Origin of the sequence: Halomonas sp. E19, from assembly GCF_052439355.1 — a bacterium.
Lineage (GTDB): Bacteria > Pseudomonadota > Gammaproteobacteria > Pseudomonadales > Halomonadaceae > Halomonas.
The window spans coordinates 1,935,523-1,954,301 of sequence record NZ_JBNFWU010000001.1; the positions used below are offsets into that span (position 1 = coordinate 1,935,523).

Consider the following 18,779-nt stretch of genomic DNA (forward strand, 5'->3'; position numbering starts at 1 on the left):
CATAGTACAGTTGACGTAAGCGTCAACCTAGCAAGCGCTAGGTACAAGCTAGAAGCAAAGCCACAGCGGGGCAACCCCTGGCGAGCGGTAAACGGCTAGACCTTGGTCGATTCCGCCCGCGCGGGCACAGCGGAGGGCGTGATCATGGCGATCAGCTCATGGGCCAGGTCTTCGGGCTTGCGCGGCCCGTCGGGGTCGTACCAGCGCACGGTCCAGTTGAGCGCCCCCATGACGAAGCGCGAGACCAGGAAGCGGTCGCCGTGGATCAGGCCATCATTCAGGGCTTCGTCGATTACCCGCTCCCACAGCTCCTCGTAAGCGTCGCGCAGGTGGATGAGATGGTCGCGCGCCTCCGGGTCCAGGCGCCGCCATTCGTACAGGGCCACCACATGGGCGTTGCGATCGGTCAGCAGGGTCTGGAGATGCGCCCGGGCCATGGCGTGCAGGCGTGCCTCGGCGGAATCATCGCACTCCTCCAGGGCCTGGCGGGCCAGCGTCAGCGCGTTCTGAGTGCCCTCCTCGATGACGGCGGCGAGAATCTCCTGCTTGTCGCGAAAATGGTGGAACAGGCTGCCGGACTTGATGCCCATCTCCTGGGCCAGCATGCGCACGGTGGTCCGATCGAAGCCCTCCTGGACGAACAATTGAGCGGCCAGGCGGGTCAGTTCCTTGCGGCGGGGGACTCGTTAATGGCATTCATCGGGTTTACACTAGCGCTTGCTTGGTTGATCTTGAGAAAAGCATAGCCCTGCCGACAGGTCAACGCGACATACCGCCAGAACGCGCCAGGAAATGATCGAACTGGTCAGGCTGTGTTCGGCTCGACGACAATCATAACGGATGAACCATCAGGAGATCGCCACCATGAGCAGCCCCACCGACATCGTCTTTCTGTCCGCGGCCCGCACCCCCATGGGCGGCATGCTGGGCAGCCTCTCCAGCATCACCGCCCCCGAGCTTGCCGCCGTGGCTATTCGCGCCGCCATCGAGCGCGCCGGCATCGAGGCCGGCAGCATCGACGAGGGCATCATGGGCTGCGTGCTGCCGGGCGGCGTCAAGCAGGGGCCGGCTCGCCAGGCCATGCGTCAGGCCGGCATTCCCGACGGCATCGGCGCCACCACCATCAACAAGCTGTGCGGCTCGGGCATGAAGGCCGCCATGCTGGCCCACGACCTGATCCGCGCCGGCAGCGGCGAGGTGATCCTGGCCGGCGGCATGGAGTCGATGTCCAATGCGCCGCACGTGCTGACCAAGGCGCGCACCGGCTACCGTCTGGGCCACGGCGAGCTGAAGGATCACATGTTCCTCGACGGCCTGGAAGACGCCGAAACCGGCAAGCTGATGGGCGTGTTCGCTCAGGAGATCGCCAGCCAGCGCGACTACTCCCGCGAGCGCCTGGACGACTTCGCCATCGCCTCGCTGGAGCGGGCCATGGCGGCCACCAATGCCGGTCATCTCACGGCCGAGATGGCCCCGGTCACCGTCACCGGCCGTCAGGGTGAAAGCGTGGTCGAGCACGACGAGCAGCCGTTCCAGGCCAAGCTCGACAAGATCCGCCAGCTGCGCCCCGCCTTCGCCAAGGACGGCACCATCACCGCGGCCAACTCCAGCTCCATCTCCGACGGTGCCTCGGCGCTGATCCTGGCCAGTCAGGCCGCGGCCGACCGGCTCGGCAGCAAGCCGCTGGCCCGCATGCTCGGCCACAGCACCCACTCCCAGCACCCCAGCGAGTTCACCATCGCCCCGGTGGGCGCCATCGACAAGCTGATGAAGAAGCTGGGCTGGGGCGTGGCCGACGTCGACCTGTTCGAGATCAACGAGGCCTTCGCCGTGGTCACCCTGCTGGCCATGGACGGACTCGACATCCCGCACGACAAGGTCAACGTCTTCGGCGGCGCCTGTGCCCAGGGCCATCCCATCGGTTCCACCGGCTCGCGCATCATCGCCACGCTGATCCACGCCCTGCGCACCAAGGGCGGCAAGCGCGGCATCGCCAGCCTGTGCATCGGCGGCGGCGAGGCCACCGCGGTGGCCGTCGAGCTGATCGACTGATGCAGGGGTTCACCCTCGACACCCCGGCGGGCGGCGTTTACGCCGCCCGCTGGCGTCCCGACGGTGGCACCGCCGGGCGCAGCCCCATCGTGCTGCTTCATGATTCACTGGGCTGCGTGGCGCTGTGGCGGGACTTCCCCGCCCTGCTTGCCGCCGCTTGCAGCCGCGAGGTGATCGCCTATGACCGCCGCGGCTATGGCCGCTCCGCGCCCTACCCGGGGCCGCAGCCCAGCAGCTTCATCGCCGACGAACCCCGGGATGCCTTCGCCGTGCTGCGCGAACATCTGGAGCTCGAGCGCTTCGTTGCGCTGGGCCACAGCGTGGGCGGCGGCATGGCGGTGGAGGTCGCGGGGCGCTATCCAGAGGCCTGCACGGCGCTGGTTACCGTCGCCGCCCAGGCCTTCGTCGAGCCCCGCACCCTGGCCGGAATACGCCAGGCCGAGCAGGCCTTTGCCGAACCGGACGCCATGGCCCGGCTGGCCAGGTACCACGGCGACAAGGCCGATTGGGTGCTGCGCGCCTGGGTCGACAACTGGCACTCCGAGGCCTTCCATGGCTGGAGTCTGGACCCCGCCCTGGCGCGGGTAACCTGCCCCACCCTGGCCATTCACGGCGAGCTGGACGAGTACGGCTCGATCGAGCAGCCCTGGCGCATCAGTCAGCGGACCCCGGGGCCGCGCGAACCCGACATTCTGCCCTGTGGCCACGTGCCTCATCGCGAGTGCCCGCAGCGCCTTGCCGACCTGGTAGCGAGCTTCCTGACCGACTCGCCCTGAACGGCGCAAGCTGCCTTGCCGCCAGCCTGTATCAGGCTTCACCCACGCGGTGGCGCCAGGCGATCCAGGCGCAGGCGTTCACGCCCATCGAACAGCCGCCGACTGCCCGCCGAAACCGCCGCCAGGGTGCCGAAGCCGGTGCCCAGGGTGATCGCGAACATGATCAGGATCTGGTACTTCACCGCCAGGCCCGGCGCGGTGCCGGCCAGTATTTGCCCGGTCATCATGCCCGGCAGGCTGACCACGCCCGCCGCGGCCATGGCATTGATCATCGGCATCAAGCCACTGCGCATCGCCTCGCGACGAATGTCGCCGATCGCCTCCTGCCAGGGCTGACCGAGCATCAGCCGGTTCTCGATCACGCCGCGCTGCCGCCAGGCGGTATCGGTCAGCCGATCCAGCGCCAGGGCGACGCCGGTCATGGTGTTGCCCAGCAGCATGCCCAGCAGCGGGATGGCGTACTGCGGCCGGTACCAGGGCTCTGGGCCGATGATCACGGTCAGCGTCAGCACGGCGACGGTGAACGAGGAGAGAAACATCGACAGCGTGCCGATGCCGAAGGCCCAGCCGCCCAGCAGCCGGCGCTTCTGGCGCGCCATCACCTCGCGTCCGGCAATCAGCAGCATCGCCAGCGCCATCAGCACCACCCATACCAGCCGTTCGGCGGCGAACAGCGCCTCCAGCACCAGGCCCACCAGCGCCAGCTGAATCACGGTGCGCAGCGCCGCAACCAGCAGGCTGCGGCTCATGCCCAGGCGCATGGCGGCGGTGCAGCCGGCAAGCACCACCACCATCAGTGCTGCCAGCGCCAGCTGCCACCAGGAGAGTTCGATCAGGTTCATGCGGGCTCCAACTCCTCGAGCCGCGCACCGGCAATCCGCCAGTGATGACTGGCCACCCGGGCGATCTGCGCGCGGTCGTGGGCCACCCACAGGGTGGGCCAGCCGCGGGAGCGGATATGCGCGACCAGCCAGGCTTCCACCCGCTCGCTGGTAGCGTCATCCAGGTTGGCGGTCGGCTCGTCGAGCAGCAGCGCCCGCGGCTCGAGGCTCACCGCCCGCAGCAGCCCGAGGCGCTGCTTCTCGCCGGTGGAGAGTCGGCTCACCTGCCATTCCAGGGTATCGGGCGTGAAGCCCAGCGCCTGAAGCTCGCTCTCTGCGGGACGCTGGGCGAAGTGCTCCCCTACCCGCTCCTCCCACCAGTGGCTCTCGGCCGGCACCAGCATCACCTGGCGGCGCCAGGCATGCCCCGGCGTTTGCGACTGGGCCTGCTCACCCAGCCACACCTCGCCGGCGTGAGGTTCCAGATCGGCCACGGCGCGCAGCAGCCGGCTCTTGCCCGAGCCGCTGGCGCCGGAGATGCAGCCGATCTCGCCGGGCGCTATCCCGAGATCGATATCGCTCAGCGCGCCGATGCCGACGCCAGCAAGCCGCAGAGGTTCGGTTGAGCCCAAATCACTTCCCCATCATCGGTATTGGCCGAATCATAACAGCGCAGGCGCCGGGTTCGACACGCCGGCTGGCGTTGCTCATATATGGAAAACCATATATCTTTCGCCAAGCCCATCTCGCGCAGGAGCGACACATGTCCGAGGACACCCTCCCCCAGGCGCCTTCCTCTGCCGCAGGCATGGGACGCTTCGAACGCTTTCTCTCCGTGTGGGTGGCATTGGCCATCGTCGCGGGCGTACTGCTTGGCCAGTTCGCCCCGGCCATACCCGAGACGTTGGCCCGATTCGAGGTCGCCCAGGTATCGATTCCGGTGGCCATTCTGATCTGGGCCATGATCTTCCCGATGATGGCCCAGATCGATTTTGCCGCGGTACTCGGCGTTCGCCGCCAGCCCAAGGGACTCGTCATCACCACCACGGTGAACTGGCTGATCAAGCCCTTCACCATGTTCGCCATCGCCTGGTTCTTCCTGATGGTGCTGTTCCGGCCGTGGATCCCCGAGCCGCTGGCCCAGCAATACCTGGCCGGGGCGATCCTGCTCGGCGCCGCGCCCTGCACCGCCATGGTCTTCGTCTGGAGTACCCTGACCCGCGGCGACGCCGCCTACACCCTGGTGCAGGTCTCGCTCAACGACCTGATCATGCTGTTCGCCTTCGCTCCCATCGTGGTGCTGCTGCTTGGCGTTTCCAACATCCAGGTGCCATGGGATACCGTGGCGCTGTCGGTGTTTCTCTACATCGTCATCCCGCTTACGGCCGGCTACCTGACGCGCCGCACCCTGATCGCCCGGCGCGGCAGCGCGTGGTACGACGATGTCTTCATGAAGCGGATCGGACCGATCACCCCCATCGGCCTGATCGTCACCCTGGTGCTGCTGTTCGCCTTCCAGGGCGACGTGATTCTCGCCAACCCGCTGCACATCGTGCTGATCGCCATTCCGCTGATCGTGCAGACCTTCCTGATCTTCTATATCGCCTATGGCTGGGCCAAGGCCTGGAAGGTACCGCACAACGTGGCCGCCCCCGGGGCAATGATCGGCGCCAGCAACTTCTTCGAGCTGGCGGTGGCGGTGGCCATCGCGCTGTTCGGCCTGCAGTCCGGCGCGGCGCTGGCCACCGTGGTCGGCGTGCTGGTGGAGGTACCGCTGATGCTGGCCCTGGTGCGCATCGCCAACCGCACCCGCCATCGCTTCTCCCCGGCCTGAGACCGACGAATGGCGGCTTGCCTCGCCGAAGGGGCGCAATGAAGATGCAAGCATGAACGCCACCTCATTGCAGCGCCATGCGCTTACCGTCATCGTCCTCGCCCAGCTGTGCGGCACCTCGCTGTGGTTCTCCGTCAACGGCGTGGGTCTCTCGCTGTCGCGGGATCTCGGCTTCTCCGAGGTCGACCTGGGTCGGCTGACGCTCGCCGTACAGGCGGGCTTCATCTGCGGCACCCTGTTCATCGCCACCACCGGGCTTGCCGACCGCTTTCGCGCCAGCCGCATCTTCGCCGCCTCCTGTCTGGCCGGCGCGCTGGTCAATGGCGCCTTCGTGCTGGCGGCTACCCAGTTTCCGCTGGCGGTGCTGCTGCGCTTCGTCACCGGACTGTGCCTGGCCGGCATCTACCCACTGGGCATGAAGCTGGTGATCGGCTGGACGCCCAGGCACACCGGCGCCGCGCTCGCCTGGCTGGTGGGCATGCTCACCCTGGGCACCGCCCTGCCCCACTTGCTGCGTGGCAGTACGCTGGGCATGCCCTGGGAGTGGCCGCTGCTGGGCGCCTCGCTGCTGGCCCTGCTGGGCGGCGCCCTGGTGCTGCGGCTCGGCGACGGCCCGCACCTGCCGCCTTCCGCGGGCAAGGCGCGGCTTTCCGAGGGCTCGCTGCGCTGGGGGTGAAGCGCTTTCGCGCCGTGGCCGGCGGTTACTTCGGTCACTGCTGGGAACTCTACGCCTTCTGGATGCTGACGCCCTTCCTGGTCATGCGCGAAGTCGAACGGCTCATGGCCTCCACCGATCTGGTGGCGTGGCTCTCCTTCGGCATCATTGCGCTGGGGCTGGCGGGGTGCGTGGGGGGCGGTGCGCTGAGCCGGCGGCTGGGCAGCCTGTGGGTGGCGCGCTGGGCACTGACGGCCTCCGGTGCGCTCTGCCTGATCTACCCGCTGCTGGCCTGGGCTCCGCCGGGCCTGCTGTTGGCACTGCTGTTCCTGTGGGGACTCACGGTGATCGCCGACTCGCCGCAGTTCTCCGCCCTGGCCGCCGCGACGGCTCCCCGCGAGCGGGTCGGCTCCACCCTGGCGGTGATGAACGCCATCGGCTTCGCGCTGACCATTCCCGCCATCTCGCTGACCACCACGCTGTGGTCGCTGCAGGAACTCTGGGTGCTGTGGTGGCTGCTGCCGGGACCGATCCTCGGCCTGTGGGCGCTGCGTGGCGTGAGCGGCTCGGCAGAACCCGCGCCGGCACGGCAGGCATGAAGCCGAATCAGCAGAGAGCGGCTCTCCGCTCGGGCCGATTCCCCATGCCCTGCAGGCGGCGCTGCAGCTCGACCAGGCGCCGCCTCTCCCCTGCCTTCGCCGCCGCCAGCACCTCGGTCACCCAGCCCGGCAGCGCCTCGGAGATGCGGTAGTAGACCCACTGCCCCTCGCGGCGGTCGCTGAGCAGCCCGCAGGCGCGCAGCTGCGCCAGGTGCCGCGAGACCTTGGGCTGCGACTCCTGCAGGGCGTGAGTCATCTCGCAGACGCACAGCTCCCCTTCCTCACGAATCAGCAGAGTCAGCGTCAGGCGGGTCTCGTCGGCAAGGCATTTGAAGAGGCGAACGGGATCGAGCTCGGGCACGAGACGTCTCCAACGGCGCGATAGGAGCCCCCATTCTAGCGAAGTGGCGTCCCGGGCGTCAGCGTTCGCCTCGAGCCTGCACCCCAGCCTAGCCAAAGCGACCGGTAATGTAGTCGTGGGTGCGCTGTTCGCGCGGGTTGGTGAAGATGTCGTCGGTATCGCCCACTTCGACCAGGTCGCCCAGGTGGAAGAAGGCCGTCTTGTGCGCCACCCGCGCCGCCTGCTGCATGTTGTGGGTCACCATGACGATGGTGTAGCTCTCGCTCAGCTCGTCGATGAGCTGCTCGATCTTGCCCGTGGCGATGGGATCGAGGGCCGAGCAGGGCTCGTCCATCAGGATCACCTCGGGGCTCACCGCAATGGTGCGCGCAATGCACAGGCGCTGCTGCTGACCGCCGGAGAGGCTGGTACCGGGCTCGTTGAGGCGATCCTTCACCTCGTCCCACAGCCCGGCACGCCGCAGGCTGCTCTCGACGATGTCGTCGAGTTCGGCACGCCGCCGGGCCAGACCGTGCAGGCGCGGGCCGTAGGCGATGTTCTCGTAGATCGACTTGGGGAAGGGATTGGGCTTCTGGAACACGATGCCGACCTGGGCACGCAGCAGCACCACGTCGAGCGAGGGGTCGTAGATGTCGTTGCCATCGAGAGTCACCTGGCCCTCGACGCGACTCCCCGCAATGGTGTCGTTCATACGGTTCAGGCAGCGCAGGAAGGTCGACTTGCCGCAGCCCGACGGACCGATGAACGCGATCACCTCATGCTCCATGATATCGAGATCGATGCCGTGCAGCGCCTCGTTCTCGCCGTAGAAGACCTTGACGCCACGGGCGCTCATCTTGACGCTCGCCGCTTGCGCCGTGCGCTTGTTGAGGGCCGTTGGCACGGTGACGGATACAGTCATGGTTACCACCTCGTCTCGAATTTCTTGCGCAGCCAGATGGCCGTCGCATTGAGGCTCAGCATCAGCCCCAGCAGCACGATGATGGCCGCCGAGGTGCGCGCCTCGAAGAAGTTGCGTAGTTCGTTGCCTTGCCACAGGTAAATCTGCACCGGCAGCGCCGTGGCCTGGTCCATGGGCGAACTGGGCACGTTGGCGACGAAGGCGTTCATGCCGATCAGCAGCAGCGGTGCCGTCTCCCCCAGCGCCTGGGCCACGCCCAGGATCGAGCCGGTCAGGATGCCGGGCAGCGCCAGCGGCAGCACGTGATGAAACACCGTCTGCACCCGCGACGCACCGATGCCCAGCGCCGCCTGGCGAATCGATGGCGGAATCGCGCGCAGCGCCGAACGCGTGGCGATGATGATGGTGGGCAGCGTCATCAGCGTGAGTACCAGGCCGCCCACCAGCGGCGCGGAAAGCGGCAGGCGCAGATAGCCGATGAAGATCGCCGCCCCCAGCAGGCCGAAGATGATCGAAGGCACTGCCGCCAGGTTGTTGATGTTGATCTCGATGAGATCGGTCAGGCGGTTCCGGGGGCGAACTCTTCCAGATAGATGGCGCTGGCCACCCCCAGCGGCACCGACAGCAGGATGACGATCAGCATCATGAACAGCGAGCCCATGAAGGCACCGGCCAGACCCGCCGAGGCCGGCGAGCTGCGCGAATCGGTATTGAGGAACAGTGAGGTGCTGAAGGCGTTGCGAATCACGCCCTGAGCCTCGAGGTGATCCGCCCATTCTCGGGTCTGGGCGCTCAGCTGCTGGCGGTGGTCCGGAAGGCTGCGGTCGATGTTGCCCTTCAGCCAGACGTCCACGTTGGCACTGGCCAGCATCTTGACGGTGATGGTCTGCCCGATCAGCCCGGGATTCTCGATGACACGGTCGCGCAGGGCGAAGCGCTCACCGCTGGCCACCAGGGCACGCAGGTCGCGGGCCTGGCGCGACTCGATCTCCCCGGCAGATGCGCCTTGAGCGCCTCGTCGATCAGGGCATTCCAGTTGACCAGGCCAAGCTGATTCAGCCAGGCGAGTTCGCGCTCCCGAAACTGGGCCGGGCTCTCCCTGCCTGGCGCACCGGTCGCTCGTCCACCTGGATGATCTCGGGGTCGAGGTAGACGTCGAGATAGAGGGTGGCCTGCCAGAAGGCCGGCAGCCCGCGACCCAGAATACTGGTGAACAGGATCGCCACCAGCACCAGGCCGGTGACGACGGCGGCCAGGCCCATGAACCTGAAGCGACGCTCGCGGGCATGGCGGGCGTTCAGCGAGCGCTGGATGGTAGCAAGGCGCTGACGGCGTCGGGTATCGGCAATGTCGAAATTGGTAGCGGTCACGGGGCGTCACTCATATTGCTGACGGTATTTGCGCACCACCACCAGGGCGATCACATTGAGTCCCAGGGTGATGACGAACAGCGTAAGGCCGAGCGCGAACGCCACCAGCGACTGCGGGCTGGAGAAGTCCATGTCGCCGGTCAACTGGTTGACGATGGTCACGGTGATGGTGGAGATCGCCTCGAAGGGATTGGCATGCAGCACCGGATTGTTGCCGGCCGCCAGCACCACGATCATGGTCTCGCCGATGGCCCGACTGGCAGCCAGCAGGAAGGCACCGACAATGCCCGGCAGCGCGGCGGGCAGCACGACCTGGCGAATCATCTCCGACTTGGTGGCACCGAGCCCCAAAGCGCCGTCGCGCAGCGATTTCGGCACCTGGGTGATGATGTCGTCGGAGAGCGAAGAGACGAAGGGGATGATCATGATCCCCATCACCAGCCCCGCCGTCAGCGCGCTGGTGGCACGTATGCCGATTCCCAGCATGTCGCCCAGCCCGGACAGGAACGGGCCGATCACGATCAGGGCGAAGAAGCCGTACACGATGGTCGGGATGCCTGCCAGCACCTCGATGATCGGCTTGGCCACGTTGCGCAGCCACGGCGGCGCATACTCGGCCATGTAGATGGCCGTCATCAACCCCAGCGGAATCGCCACCAGCAGCGCGATGGCGCTGACCATGAGCGTGCCCCACAGCAACGGTAACAGCCCGAACTCGCCCTGCTGACCGGTACCGGAGGTGCTGAAGCGCGGGTTCCAGACGGTGCCGAAGAAGAACTCCGCGGGGCTGATGTAGCGGAAGAAATGGAGCGCCTCGCCCACCAGCGACAGCACGATCCCCACCGTGGTCAGAATGGCGACGCCGGAACTCAACGCCAGCAGCGCCGTGACCAACCGCTCGACATGGTTGCGCGCACGCAGCTGCGGCGCAATGCGCCGCTGCGCCGCGACCAGGCCGACGACGGCCAGCACGGCCATGGCCGCGATCATGGCCAGCCGCCCCATGCTCTCGAGGCGGGCCATCTGCTGGGCGGCAGCCACCTCGAAGGACTGTACCTCTCCGCTCACGCCCTGCCCCGAGGCCAGCGCCCCGATGCGGCGCATCAGCACCTGGGTCTCGCGCTCACTCAACCCGGCCAGCTCGGCCGGCAGTTGCTGGATGACCAGCACTTCGACGATGGCGTCCTGCAGCAGCAGCCAGACGCCAAACAGCAGCAGTGCCGGCAGCCCGCACCAGAGGGCGACCAGCACACCGTAATATCCGGGGCGAGAGTGCAGGCGCACCCCACCGCTTGCCACCGCCCTGCTGCGAGACAGCCCGACCTGATAGGCCATGGCCATCACGATCAACACGGTAGCGATCAAGACAAGATTCATCGTCTCTCCAGCTTGCGCTCTTGCGTCCGCGTCGGGGAGCGGCGGCTGCCGCTCCCCGTTACGGCTTCCGTGTTACTCGGCGGAGACCACGGTGCGCGCCTGGAACTGCTCCAGCGCCTGGGCACGTTCGTCGTCGTCCATCGGGATCAGGCCGGCATCCTCCAGCGGGCTGCCATAACCGGAGATGGCATCGCTGAGGAAGAACTCGGTGTACTCGGCCAGGCCGGGAATCACGTCGAGGTGCTCGCCCTTGACGTAGAAGAACAGCGGGCGCGATACCGGGTACTCGCCGGAACCGATGGTCTCCAGGCTCGGCGTCACGCCGTCGACGGTGGCCACCTGCAGACGGTCACGGTTCTGGTCATAGAAGCTCAGACCGAAGACGCCCACCGCATCGGCCTGGGCATCCAGTCGCGCCAGGGTCTCGGTGTAGTCGCCGGCGATCTCGATGATGCGACCGTCGCCGCGCAGGTTGTTACAGGCATCGCCCTCGATCTCGGCGTAGCTGTCGCAGCCGGCGTGCAGCACCTTCTCCTCGAAGACCTCACGCGTGCCGTGGTTGGAGGCCGGGATGACCAGCACGATCTCCTGGTCGGGCAGATCGGCGTCGATCTCGGACCAGCGGGTATAGGGGTTGTCGACCAGCTGGCCGTCCTGGGGGATCTGAGCGGCGGCAGCGGCGAAGACATGCTGCGGGGTCAGGGCGAACTCACCGCGGTCGGCGCGCGAGGCGAAGACGATGCCGTCATAGCCGAACATGACCTCGAGCACCTCGTTGACGCCGTTGGCGGCACAGTTCTCGAGCTCGCCGGAACGGATGGCGCGTGAGGAGTTGGCGATGTCGATGGTGTTCTCGCCGACGCCCTGGCAGAACTGACGCAGGCCGCCGCCGGAGCCGCCGGACCCCACCACCGGGGTGTTGAACTGCGGGAAGGAAGCACCGAACTCCTCGGCAACGATGCTGGCAAACGGCAGCACCGTGGAGGAACCGGCGATCTGGATGGTGTCGCGGGCCTGGGCGGCGGTCGACAGACCGGCGGCGAGGGAAGCGGCGATCGCCATGCTCAGCGTGCTCTTCTTGAAGCTCATCTTCACGATCCTCTCTGCGTTTTGATCCGACAGACCCCACGGCCTGGCAGTGTCGTCTTGGCCCGAGGGCCGTTCGCAGGAGTGATTCTGGAGACGCTTGATTGCAGAAAGATGACACGCGAACGAAGCGTAACGAACTACAGCAGAAGGCCCAGTGCCGCCAGCGTACACAAGGCGAGTGAAGCGCCCTGCAGGCGGCGGCGGTCGAGCCGGTGGGCGATACGATCAGCCAGGGCATTGCCGGCCAGCACCGCCGGCAGGAAGGTGAGCGCCAGCCCCAGGTGCCACAGGCGCACCTGGCCGGCCAGCGCCAGGGTCACCAGCGTCAGGCTGGCGGTGAGGATGAAGAATGCCGACAGGTTGCCGCGCAGCCGATCCGGCGACAGGCCGTGCATCAGCAGCACCATGGGTGGCCCGCCGATGGCGGCCACGGTGCCGAAGATGCCCGAGACCACGCCGGCGCCGAACAGGCTCGCCCGGTTGACCGGCAGGCGCAGGCGAAACAGCGTCACCGCCACGGCGAACAGCACGCTGAAGGCGATGAGCTTTTCCAGCATCGCCATCGGGGCGGCGAGCAACAGCCACAGGCCCAGGGCATTGCCGGGCAGGCGCCCGATCAACGCCATGCCGATCTCGCCGATCCGCACCTCGTGACGGTAATGACGCACCGTCATCAGCGACACGGTGAAACCGAACAGCACCAGGATCACCGGCACCAGGCGCGGCTCGAACATCAGCAGCAAAGGCGCACCGACCACTGCCAGGCCGAAGCCGGTGGCGCGCTGGACGAAGGCGCCCAGGGCCAATACCAGGGCACAGCCGAGCCAGGTGATCGGCGTCATGTCGAGCCACAGAAGGAAGGCATCAGGCATGCACGGGGCGCCCGGCCAGCCGCGACAGCATGACGTTACCGAACAGCGAGGCCGCCAGCATGGTCAGTACCATGGGCCATAGGCCCTCGATCTCGAACACCCCCACCATCACCCCGGCTAGCGCCGCCGCGCCGAATTTTGCCGCCCCCATGAAGGCGGTAGCCGTGGCGCTCACATGGCCGAAGCGATCCAGCAACAGCGACATGGCGTTAGGCGTGACCAGCCCGAGCATGCCGGAATAGAGCATGACGAGCACCACCACCACGGGCAGGGACGCCAGACCCAGCGCCACGGCCACGACCAACAGCAGCACCGCAATGCCCTGTAGCCCCAGGCCAAGGAAGAGATTCTGCAGCGGCGCCCGATGCTTCAACAGGGCAATGTTGATCCGGTTAGAGGCGGCAATGACCACCACATTGCAGCCTAGCGCGAAGGGATAGCTGGCCGGCGACAGCCCAAAGTGCTCCATGTAGACGAAGGGCGAGGCGGTGACGAAGGCAAACAGGCCGCCAAACGACGCCGCCACGGCACAGACATATCCCATGCCCTCACGATGACGCATCAGGCTGGCGTAGTGGCCAAGCACCTGGCGAAACGAGGCGGCCGGCTGGCCGGGAGGGCGCGTCTCGGGCAGCTGCGTGCCCATCAGCCACAGCAGGAAGGCGGCGTACGCCGCCAGGAATACGAAGATCAGCCACCAGTCGGCGAGATAAAGTAGCCCGCTGCCCACCACCGGCGCCACCAGCGGCGCCAGCATCATCACCATGGCCATGGTCGAGAGCACGCTGGCGGCCTCGCGTCCGCTGAAGCAGTCGCGCACGATGGCCGCTGAATTGACCACGCAGGCCCCACCGCCCAAGGCCTGCACGAAACGCCAGGCCAGCAGCTCACCCAGCGAGCCGATGGAAGTGATCGCCAAGCTGGCCAGCAGGAACACCACCAGCCCGCCGAGCAGGATCGGCCGCCTGCCATAGCGGTCGGAGAGCGGCCCGAACAGCAGCTGGCCGATGGCGAAGCCGGCCAGGAACACGCTGATAGAGAGTTCGGCATGGTGAATGCTGGTGCCGATGTGGTCAGCCAGCACCGCCATGGCCGGGAGGTAGGCATCGATGGCGAAGGGGGCCAGGGCCGTGTTCACGGCAGCCAGTATGGCCACGCGTCGAGCGGTGAGAATCAAGGCGACTCCGTGTCGGTGAGAGAGCGGCGCATATCGCTAGTCGGCTAATGATAGCGCAGGGCTTCGTTGCTTGCCCCTGCCGTGCGACTGTTACCGATTTCAACCGCTTGCTAAAGTGGCCAGACCCACACACTCAGGAGCACTACACCATGGCAGAGGACCTGCTGACACAACTCAAAGGGATGAGCACGGTGGTAGCCGATACGGGTGACATCGACGCCATACGCCGCTTCGAGCCCACCGATGCCACCACCAACCCCTCGCTGATCCTGCAGGCCGCCCAGCACGAGGGCCGCCGCGGACGCCTGGCCGAAATCGCCCGCCAGGCCACCGATATCGACGACGCCCTGGATGCGGTCGCGGTCGAGATCGGCAGCGAGATCAGCTCCCTGGTACCCGGCTACGTCTCTACCGAAGTCAGCGCCCGCCTCTCCTTCGACACCGACGCCACCCTCAACCGCGCCCGCTCGCTGATCGAGCGCTACGACCGCCACGGCATCGGCCCCGAGCGCATCCTGATTAAGGTGGCCGCCACCTGGGAAGGCATACGCGCCGCTCGCCAGCTGGAGCGTGAAGGCATACGCACCAACCTCACGCTGCTGTTCAGCTTCGTCCAGGCCCAGGCCTGCGCCGATGCCGGCGTCACGCTGATCTCACCGTTCGTGGGTCGTATCCTCGACTGGTATCGCGCCGAATGGCCCGACGCCGACTTCAGCGGCGACAACGATCCGGGCGTCAAGTCGGTCAAGAAGATCTACGAGCACTACAAGGGCCACGGCTACGGCACCATCGTGATGGGCGCCAGCTTCCGCAATACGGGCGAGATCATCGCCCTGGCGGGCTGCGACCGGCTGACCATCTCCCCCACTCTGCTCGAGGAGCTGGCAGAGACATGCCAGCCGCTGGAGCGGCGACTCTCGCCAAGCGGCGCCGAGACGTCGCCGCCGGAGCCGCTAGACGAAGCCGAGTTCCGCTGGGCGCACAACGAAGATGCCATGGCCACCGCCAAGCTGGCCGAAGGCATCCGCCGCTTCACCGACGACCAGCGCAAGCTGGAAAAGCTGCTCGGCGAGCTGCGCGAAGGGCGCGGCTGAACGACGCTCAGCCGGCGCCCCGAGGGGGCGCCGGCCATGCTGCTAACCGCCCAAGGACCTTGGTGTCAACGATAGAAAAATGCGGGGCCGTGCCGGGCGCTGCGGCCAGGAGACAAGACGGTACCGCGAGTCAATGGTGGGTGTGCGAGGCGGCTTCCTGAGCTTCCAGCATTTCCACCAAGGGCTGGAACTCCTCGCGGTTGTGCTCGCTCATGCGCATCAGGATGCGATGGGCCTCAAGGATGCGCTGGCGCGTCGCCTCCAGGTCGGCCGGCACCTCGGGCAGGTCGCACATCGCGCAGCCTTCGGTGATGGGGGCATCGACCATGGCAAAGAACTGGGTGAACCCCATCACCTCCAGCATGCGCTTCACGTCGGGGTTGTCTACCACGATGGTCGGCTTGTAGGTGATGCGGTCCTTGACCGCCATGGCCACCTTGGCGAGAAAGCCCAGCGCCGTCGAATCGACGTTGCTCGCCTCACGCAGATCGATGATCAAGGACTGCAGCCCCGGGGTTCTGGCCAGCTGTTGCGCCTGGGTATCCAGGGTGGCACACAGGGTAAGCCGAACATCGCCGCAGAGCTTCAGAACGAAGACACCGGAGTCGAACGCCGCCTTGATGCGGCCTTCATTCGTGATCATTGCCAAATCCGCTCAACATCATGATCGTAAGATCATCAGGCAACTCCTGGCCGCCGCCGCCCTCGCCGTCGTCATCGACGTCACTAGGGGAAACCAGGGCCAGACCATCGCGAAAATGTTCCAACGTGGTGCAGGTCAGAACTCGCTGCTCGAGCTCCCTGAGCCGCATGTCGAGCGTGTCGCCCGGCAGGCACTCCAGTATACCATCCGAACACAACCATAGCTGGAAGTGCTGCGGTAACCCATACGTCAAACGTGGATAGTCCACGTCGGGGAACAGCCCCACCGGCATGCCTTCGCCGGGCAGTTCCAGCACCTTGCCGTCGGCCACCAGCAGCGGCTTGGGCAGCTGGGCGCCAATCGAGTAGTGCAGGCAGCGCTCGTTGCGGTCGATGACGCCGACGAACAGGGTCGCATGCTTGCCGATACCGGTCTCCAGCAGCTCCTGGTTCAACGCCTTCAGCCAGCGTGCCGGTAGCGCCTCGGGGTGTTGACCATCCCACTCGCCCAGCCACCGGTTGCACAGGTACTTGAGCAGCACCGTCACGAAGGCCGACGAAGCCCGTGGCCGGACACATCGGCAAAGTAGAACAGCGTGTAGCGTTCGTCAAAGCGCTGGAAGTCGAGAAAGTCGCCAGAGAGATAGAGCGACGGCCTCAGCCAGTAGTGGCAGACTACGCCATTGGCGGCCTGGTGCGGGGCGGCAGCAGCTTGCGCTGGATCTGCCCCCTGCCTGCTGGTCCAGGCGCAGCAGCGCCAGGTGCGTCTCGAGGCTTTCGTTGAGCTCCTCGAGATGGCGGTTGAGCTGGGCCAGCCTTTCCCGATCGCGGGCCCGCCCCTCCTCGAGTCGATGCAGTTCGATCGCCTTGCGGATCATGCGTCGCAGCAGCTGGCCGTGACGCATCGGCTCCACCACGTAATCCACCAGTCCCACGTCCACTGCGGTGAGCAGGTCGGCGTCCAGGCGCGAATCGCTGACCACCACCGTGGGCAGCCGCTCGGTCAGCTTGGCCCACTCCAGGCTCGGCACGGTCCTGGCATGGGCCACCACCAGCGAGATGTCTCGCGGCAGATCCTCCAGCCGCTCGGCGGCGAGCACGGCCAGCCCATCGCGTGCGATGGTATCGGCCAGGGCGTCACGATATGCGCCCGGCTCATCGAGTACGCCTATCAGCGGCTTGGCTACATCCATCGGTTCAGGCCTCAGTCGGCGAACTCGGCGTCGTCAAAGTCGGCATCGTCGAAATCGAAGTCGAAATCGTCACTGGCGAACGGGTCGTCGCCCAGCTCGCCGTCGCTGACCTCGAAGCGACGGCGCTGCAGGTAGGCGTCGCGGATGAACACGTAGCGATCGCCGCGAATCAGCGCTTCCTGGTCGATCAGGCCCGCACGCAGGTCCACGATGCGCAGGGCGGTCAGCCCGTAGCGCACCGCGTCGTCTTCAACGTAGTAGACCGGGTAGGTCATGGTGTCCACGGGCTGGCCCACGGTGTCGCGCAGCGTGCTCGGGCCGAGGAACGGCAGCACCAGGTAGGGGCCCTCCGTCACGCCCCAGACCCCCAGCGTCTGGCCGAAGTCCTCGTCGCGCCCGGTTATCCCCATGTGGGTCGCAAAATCCCACAGCCCGGCGATCCCCACGGTAGAGTTGATCACGAAGCGCGAGGTAGCGATCCCGGCATTGCCCGGCTTGCCCTGCAACAGACTGTTAAGTGCGGTGCGAGGTTCGCCCAGGTTGGAAAAGAAATTGCCCACCCCGGTCTGCACCGGCTGCGGCGTGATGGTGCGATAGCCGCGTGCCACCGGCTTGAGCACGGCACGGTCGACCACGTCGTTGAAGGCGAAGACGCGGCGGTTGAAGCCTTCCCAGGGTCATCGGGGTGGCGGTCTTCCACCGCCACGCGCCCGGCACAGCCGGCCAGCATGGCCATGGCCGCCATGGCCACCAGGGCCCGGGTGAAAAAGCCGGTGTGCTTCACGACCATGGAGTTGGTCTCCTGAAGGTTGTCGCCAGCCGGTGCGTCAAACGCGACGCACCACGATGCAGCCGGCACTGTACCCGGCACCGAAGGAACAGACCACCCCCGTGGCACCGGAAGCGAGATCCTCGCGGTGCAGGTGGAAGGCGATGATCGAGCCCGCCGAGCTGGTATTGGCGTAGCGGTCGAGGATGATCGGCGCCTCACCCGGCGCCGGGTCGCGCCCCAGCACGCGCCGTGCGATCAGGTCGTTCATGTGGTGGTTGGCCTGGTGCAGCCACATCCGCGCAAGATCCTGGCCGCTCAGCCCCAGGCTCGCCAGGTGGTCGCTGATCAGCGCCGCCACCATAGGGCAGACCTCCTTGAACACCCGCCGCCCCTCCTGCACGAACAGCTTGTCGGTGGCCAGGGGATCGCTGTCGGTAACCCGGTTGAGGAAGCCGGCATTGTTGCGGATCGCGTTGGAGAAGCGCGTCACCAGCCGGGTGCCGAGAATCTCGAAGCGCGACGCGGCGGTCGCCAGTGCGGCATCTTCCAGCACGATGGCGGTGCAGGCATCGCCGAAGATGAAGTGGCTGTCGCGGTCGCGGAAATTGAGGTGCGCCGAGCAGATCTCGGGGTTGACGATCAGCGCCCGCCGAACGTTGCCGGCGCGAATCGCGTTGGCTGCCAGGTCGATGGCGAAGGTGGCCGAGCTGCACGCCACGTTCATGTCGAAGGCGAAGCCCGCCGCACCGAGCTGGGCCTGCAGCTCTACCGCTATGGCGGGATAGGGCCGCTCGAGGTTGGAGCAGGCGACGATGATCATGTCGATGTCCGTGGCCTGCACGCCGGCGGCGGCCAGGGCCTGGTGTGCCGCCTTCAGGCCCATCTCGCACTGGATGGAGGGTTCGTCGTTGCTACGCCTCGGCAGATGCGGACGCATGCGCTCGGGATCGAGAATGCCGGCGGCATCCATCACGAAGCGGCTGTGGATGCCCGAGGCCTTGACGATGAATTCGCTGCTGGAATACGCCAGGGGCTCGCGCTCGCCCGCCTCGATGGCGGCGGCATGGCGGGTATTCTCGGCGTCCACCCAAGCGTTGAACGCAGCCACCAGGGCATCATTGTCGATGGCGTGCTCCGGCGTAAACAGGCCCGTACCGGTCATCACGACGTCTGTCATCTTTATCTCCCTCGTGC

General features: G+C 66.7%; 18 protein-coding genes and 3 pseudogenes. 5 read left to right on the forward strand and 16 right to left on the reverse strand.

Annotated features, from left to right (window positions below; translation table 11 throughout):
- Positions 1 to 95: 95 nt before the first annotated feature.
- Positions 96 to 644, reverse strand: coding sequence for a TetR/AcrR family transcriptional regulator (locus ACUDAL_RS10260; RefSeq protein WP_444678079.1), 549 nt, complete (start codon positions 642 to 644; stop codon positions 96 to 98).
- Positions 645 to 864: 220 nt separating this feature from the next.
- On the opposite strand from ACUDAL_RS10260, the gene ACUDAL_RS10265 reads away from it, so the two are divergent.
- Both ACUDAL_RS10265 and ACUDAL_RS10270 read left to right on the forward strand, forming a co-directional pair.
- Positions 865 to 2,052 (forward strand): acetyl-CoA C-acyltransferase, encoded by a 1,188-nt coding sequence (locus tag ACUDAL_RS10265; protein ID WP_444678080.1) that lies wholly within the window; start codon positions 865 to 867, stop codon positions 2,050 to 2,052.
- Positions 2,052 to 2,828 carry an alpha/beta fold hydrolase gene (locus ACUDAL_RS10270; protein WP_444678081.1) on the forward strand — a complete coding sequence of 259 codons (777 nt, stop codon included), beginning with the start codon at positions 2,052 to 2,054 and terminating at the stop codon, positions 2,826 to 2,828. Before ACUDAL_RS10265 ends, ACUDAL_RS10270 begins: the two co-directional genes overlap by 1 nt.
- Before the next feature lie 38 nt (positions 2,829 to 2,866).
- On the opposite strand, the gene ACUDAL_RS10275 is transcribed toward ACUDAL_RS10270, so the two are convergent.
- Entirely contained in the window at positions 2,867 to 3,670 is an 804-nt protein-coding gene (locus ACUDAL_RS10275) for an ABC transporter permease (protein WP_444678082.1), read from the reverse strand.
- Complete coding sequence (locus ACUDAL_RS10280; protein WP_444678083.1) at positions 3,667 to 4,281, reverse strand: ABC transporter ATP-binding protein; 615 nt, start codon at positions 4,279 to 4,281, stop codon at positions 3,667 to 3,669. Before ACUDAL_RS10280 ends, ACUDAL_RS10275 begins: the two co-directional genes overlap by 4 nt.
- A 131-nt stretch (positions 4,282 to 4,412) precedes the next feature.
- On the opposite strand from ACUDAL_RS10280, the gene arsB reads away from it, so the two are divergent.
- Positions 4,413 to 5,483 carry an ACR3 family arsenite efflux transporter gene (arsB, locus tag ACUDAL_RS10285; RefSeq protein WP_444678084.1) on the forward strand — a complete coding sequence of 357 codons (1,071 nt, stop codon included), beginning with the start codon at positions 4,413 to 4,415 and terminating at the stop codon, positions 5,481 to 5,483.
- A gap of 52 nt (positions 5,484 to 5,535) precedes the next feature.
- Positions 5,536 to 6,737: pseudogene (locus ACUDAL_RS10290) on the forward strand (MFS transporter).
- Between the two features lie 7 nt (positions 6,738 to 6,744).
- On the opposite strand, the gene ACUDAL_RS10295 reads toward ACUDAL_RS10290, so the two are convergent.
- The 9 genes from ACUDAL_RS10295 to ACUDAL_RS10335 form a co-directional block, all read right to left on the reverse strand.
- Positions 6,745 to 7,098 (reverse strand): metalloregulator ArsR/SmtB family transcription factor, encoded by a 354-nt coding sequence (locus ACUDAL_RS10295; RefSeq protein ID WP_444678085.1) that lies wholly within the window; start codon positions 7,096 to 7,098, stop codon positions 6,745 to 6,747.
- Positions 7,099 to 7,186: 88 nt separating this feature from the next.
- Positions 7,187 to 7,999 carry a phosphate ABC transporter ATP-binding protein PstB gene (gene pstB, locus ACUDAL_RS10300; RefSeq protein WP_444678086.1) on the reverse strand — a complete coding sequence of 271 codons (813 nt, stop codon included), beginning with the start codon at positions 7,997 to 7,999 and terminating at the stop codon, positions 7,187 to 7,189.
- A gap of 2 nt (positions 8,000 to 8,001) precedes the next feature.
- Entirely contained in the window at positions 8,002 to 8,562 is a 561-nt protein-coding gene (locus ACUDAL_RS10305; RefSeq protein ID WP_444679357.1) for a PstA family ABC transporter permease, read from the reverse strand.
- Positions 8,559 to 8,951, reverse strand: a complete 393-nt coding sequence (locus ACUDAL_RS10310) for a DUF3333 domain-containing protein (RefSeq protein WP_444678087.1) — start codon at positions 8,949 to 8,951, stop codon at positions 8,559 to 8,561. Before ACUDAL_RS10310 ends, ACUDAL_RS10305 begins: the two co-directional genes overlap by 4 nt.
- Before the next feature lie 103 nt (positions 8,952 to 9,054).
- Complete coding sequence (locus tag ACUDAL_RS10315; RefSeq protein WP_444678088.1) at positions 9,055 to 9,369, reverse strand: DUF3333 domain-containing protein; 315 nt, start codon at positions 9,367 to 9,369, stop codon at positions 9,055 to 9,057.
- Positions 9,370 to 9,375: 6 nt separating this feature from the next.
- Positions 9,376 to 10,746 (reverse strand): phosphate ABC transporter permease subunit PstC, encoded by a 1,371-nt coding sequence (gene pstC / locus ACUDAL_RS10320; RefSeq protein ID WP_444678089.1) that lies wholly within the window; start codon positions 10,744 to 10,746, stop codon positions 9,376 to 9,378.
- A 72-nt stretch (positions 10,747 to 10,818) separates the two neighbouring features.
- A complete protein-coding gene (locus ACUDAL_RS10325; protein WP_444678090.1) occupies positions 10,819 to 11,835 on the reverse strand; it encodes a substrate-binding domain-containing protein in 1,017 nt (338 codons plus the stop codon).
- A 137-nt stretch (positions 11,836 to 11,972) separates the two neighbouring features.
- Positions 11,973 to 12,707, reverse strand: coding sequence for a sulfite exporter TauE/SafE family protein (locus ACUDAL_RS10330; protein WP_444678091.1), 735 nt, complete (start codon positions 12,705 to 12,707; stop codon positions 11,973 to 11,975).
- On the reverse strand, positions 12,700 to 13,884 hold the full coding sequence (locus ACUDAL_RS10335; RefSeq protein WP_444678092.1) for a multidrug effflux MFS transporter: 1,185 nt from the start codon (positions 13,882 to 13,884) through the stop codon (positions 12,700 to 12,702). The genes ACUDAL_RS10330 and ACUDAL_RS10335 overlap by 8 nt, the downstream gene beginning before the upstream one ends.
- A 149-nt stretch (positions 13,885 to 14,033) precedes the next feature.
- Between ACUDAL_RS10335 and tal the strand changes: the two genes are divergently transcribed.
- The gene (gene tal, locus ACUDAL_RS10340) at positions 14,034 to 14,978 is read left to right on the forward strand and encodes a transaldolase (RefSeq protein ID WP_444678093.1); all 945 of its coding nucleotides are present in this window, start codon (positions 14,034 to 14,036) and stop codon (positions 14,976 to 14,978) included.
- 130 nt (positions 14,979 to 15,108) lie between these two features.
- Here the strand turns inward: tal and ACUDAL_RS10345 are convergent, their stop codons facing one another.
- The 4 genes and pseudogenes from ACUDAL_RS10345 to ACUDAL_RS10360 form a co-directional block, all read right to left on the reverse strand.
- Complete coding sequence (locus ACUDAL_RS10345; RefSeq protein ID WP_444678094.1) at positions 15,109 to 15,621, reverse strand: STAS domain-containing protein; 513 nt, start codon at positions 15,619 to 15,621, stop codon at positions 15,109 to 15,111.
- Positions 15,608 to 16,813: pseudogene (locus ACUDAL_RS10350) on the reverse strand (PP2C family protein-serine/threonine phosphatase). The gene ACUDAL_RS10345 and the pseudogene ACUDAL_RS10350 overlap by 14 nt, the downstream one beginning before the upstream one ends.
- Before the next feature lie 11 nt (positions 16,814 to 16,824).
- A pseudogene (locus ACUDAL_RS10355) lies at positions 16,825 to 17,603 on the reverse strand (MlaA family lipoprotein).
- 37 nt (positions 17,604 to 17,640) lie between these two features.
- Positions 17,641 to 18,762, reverse strand: a complete 1,122-nt coding sequence (locus tag ACUDAL_RS10360; protein ID WP_444678095.1) for a beta-ketoacyl-ACP synthase III — start codon at positions 18,760 to 18,762, stop codon at positions 17,641 to 17,643.
- Positions 18,763 to 18,779: the final 17 nt, after the last annotated feature.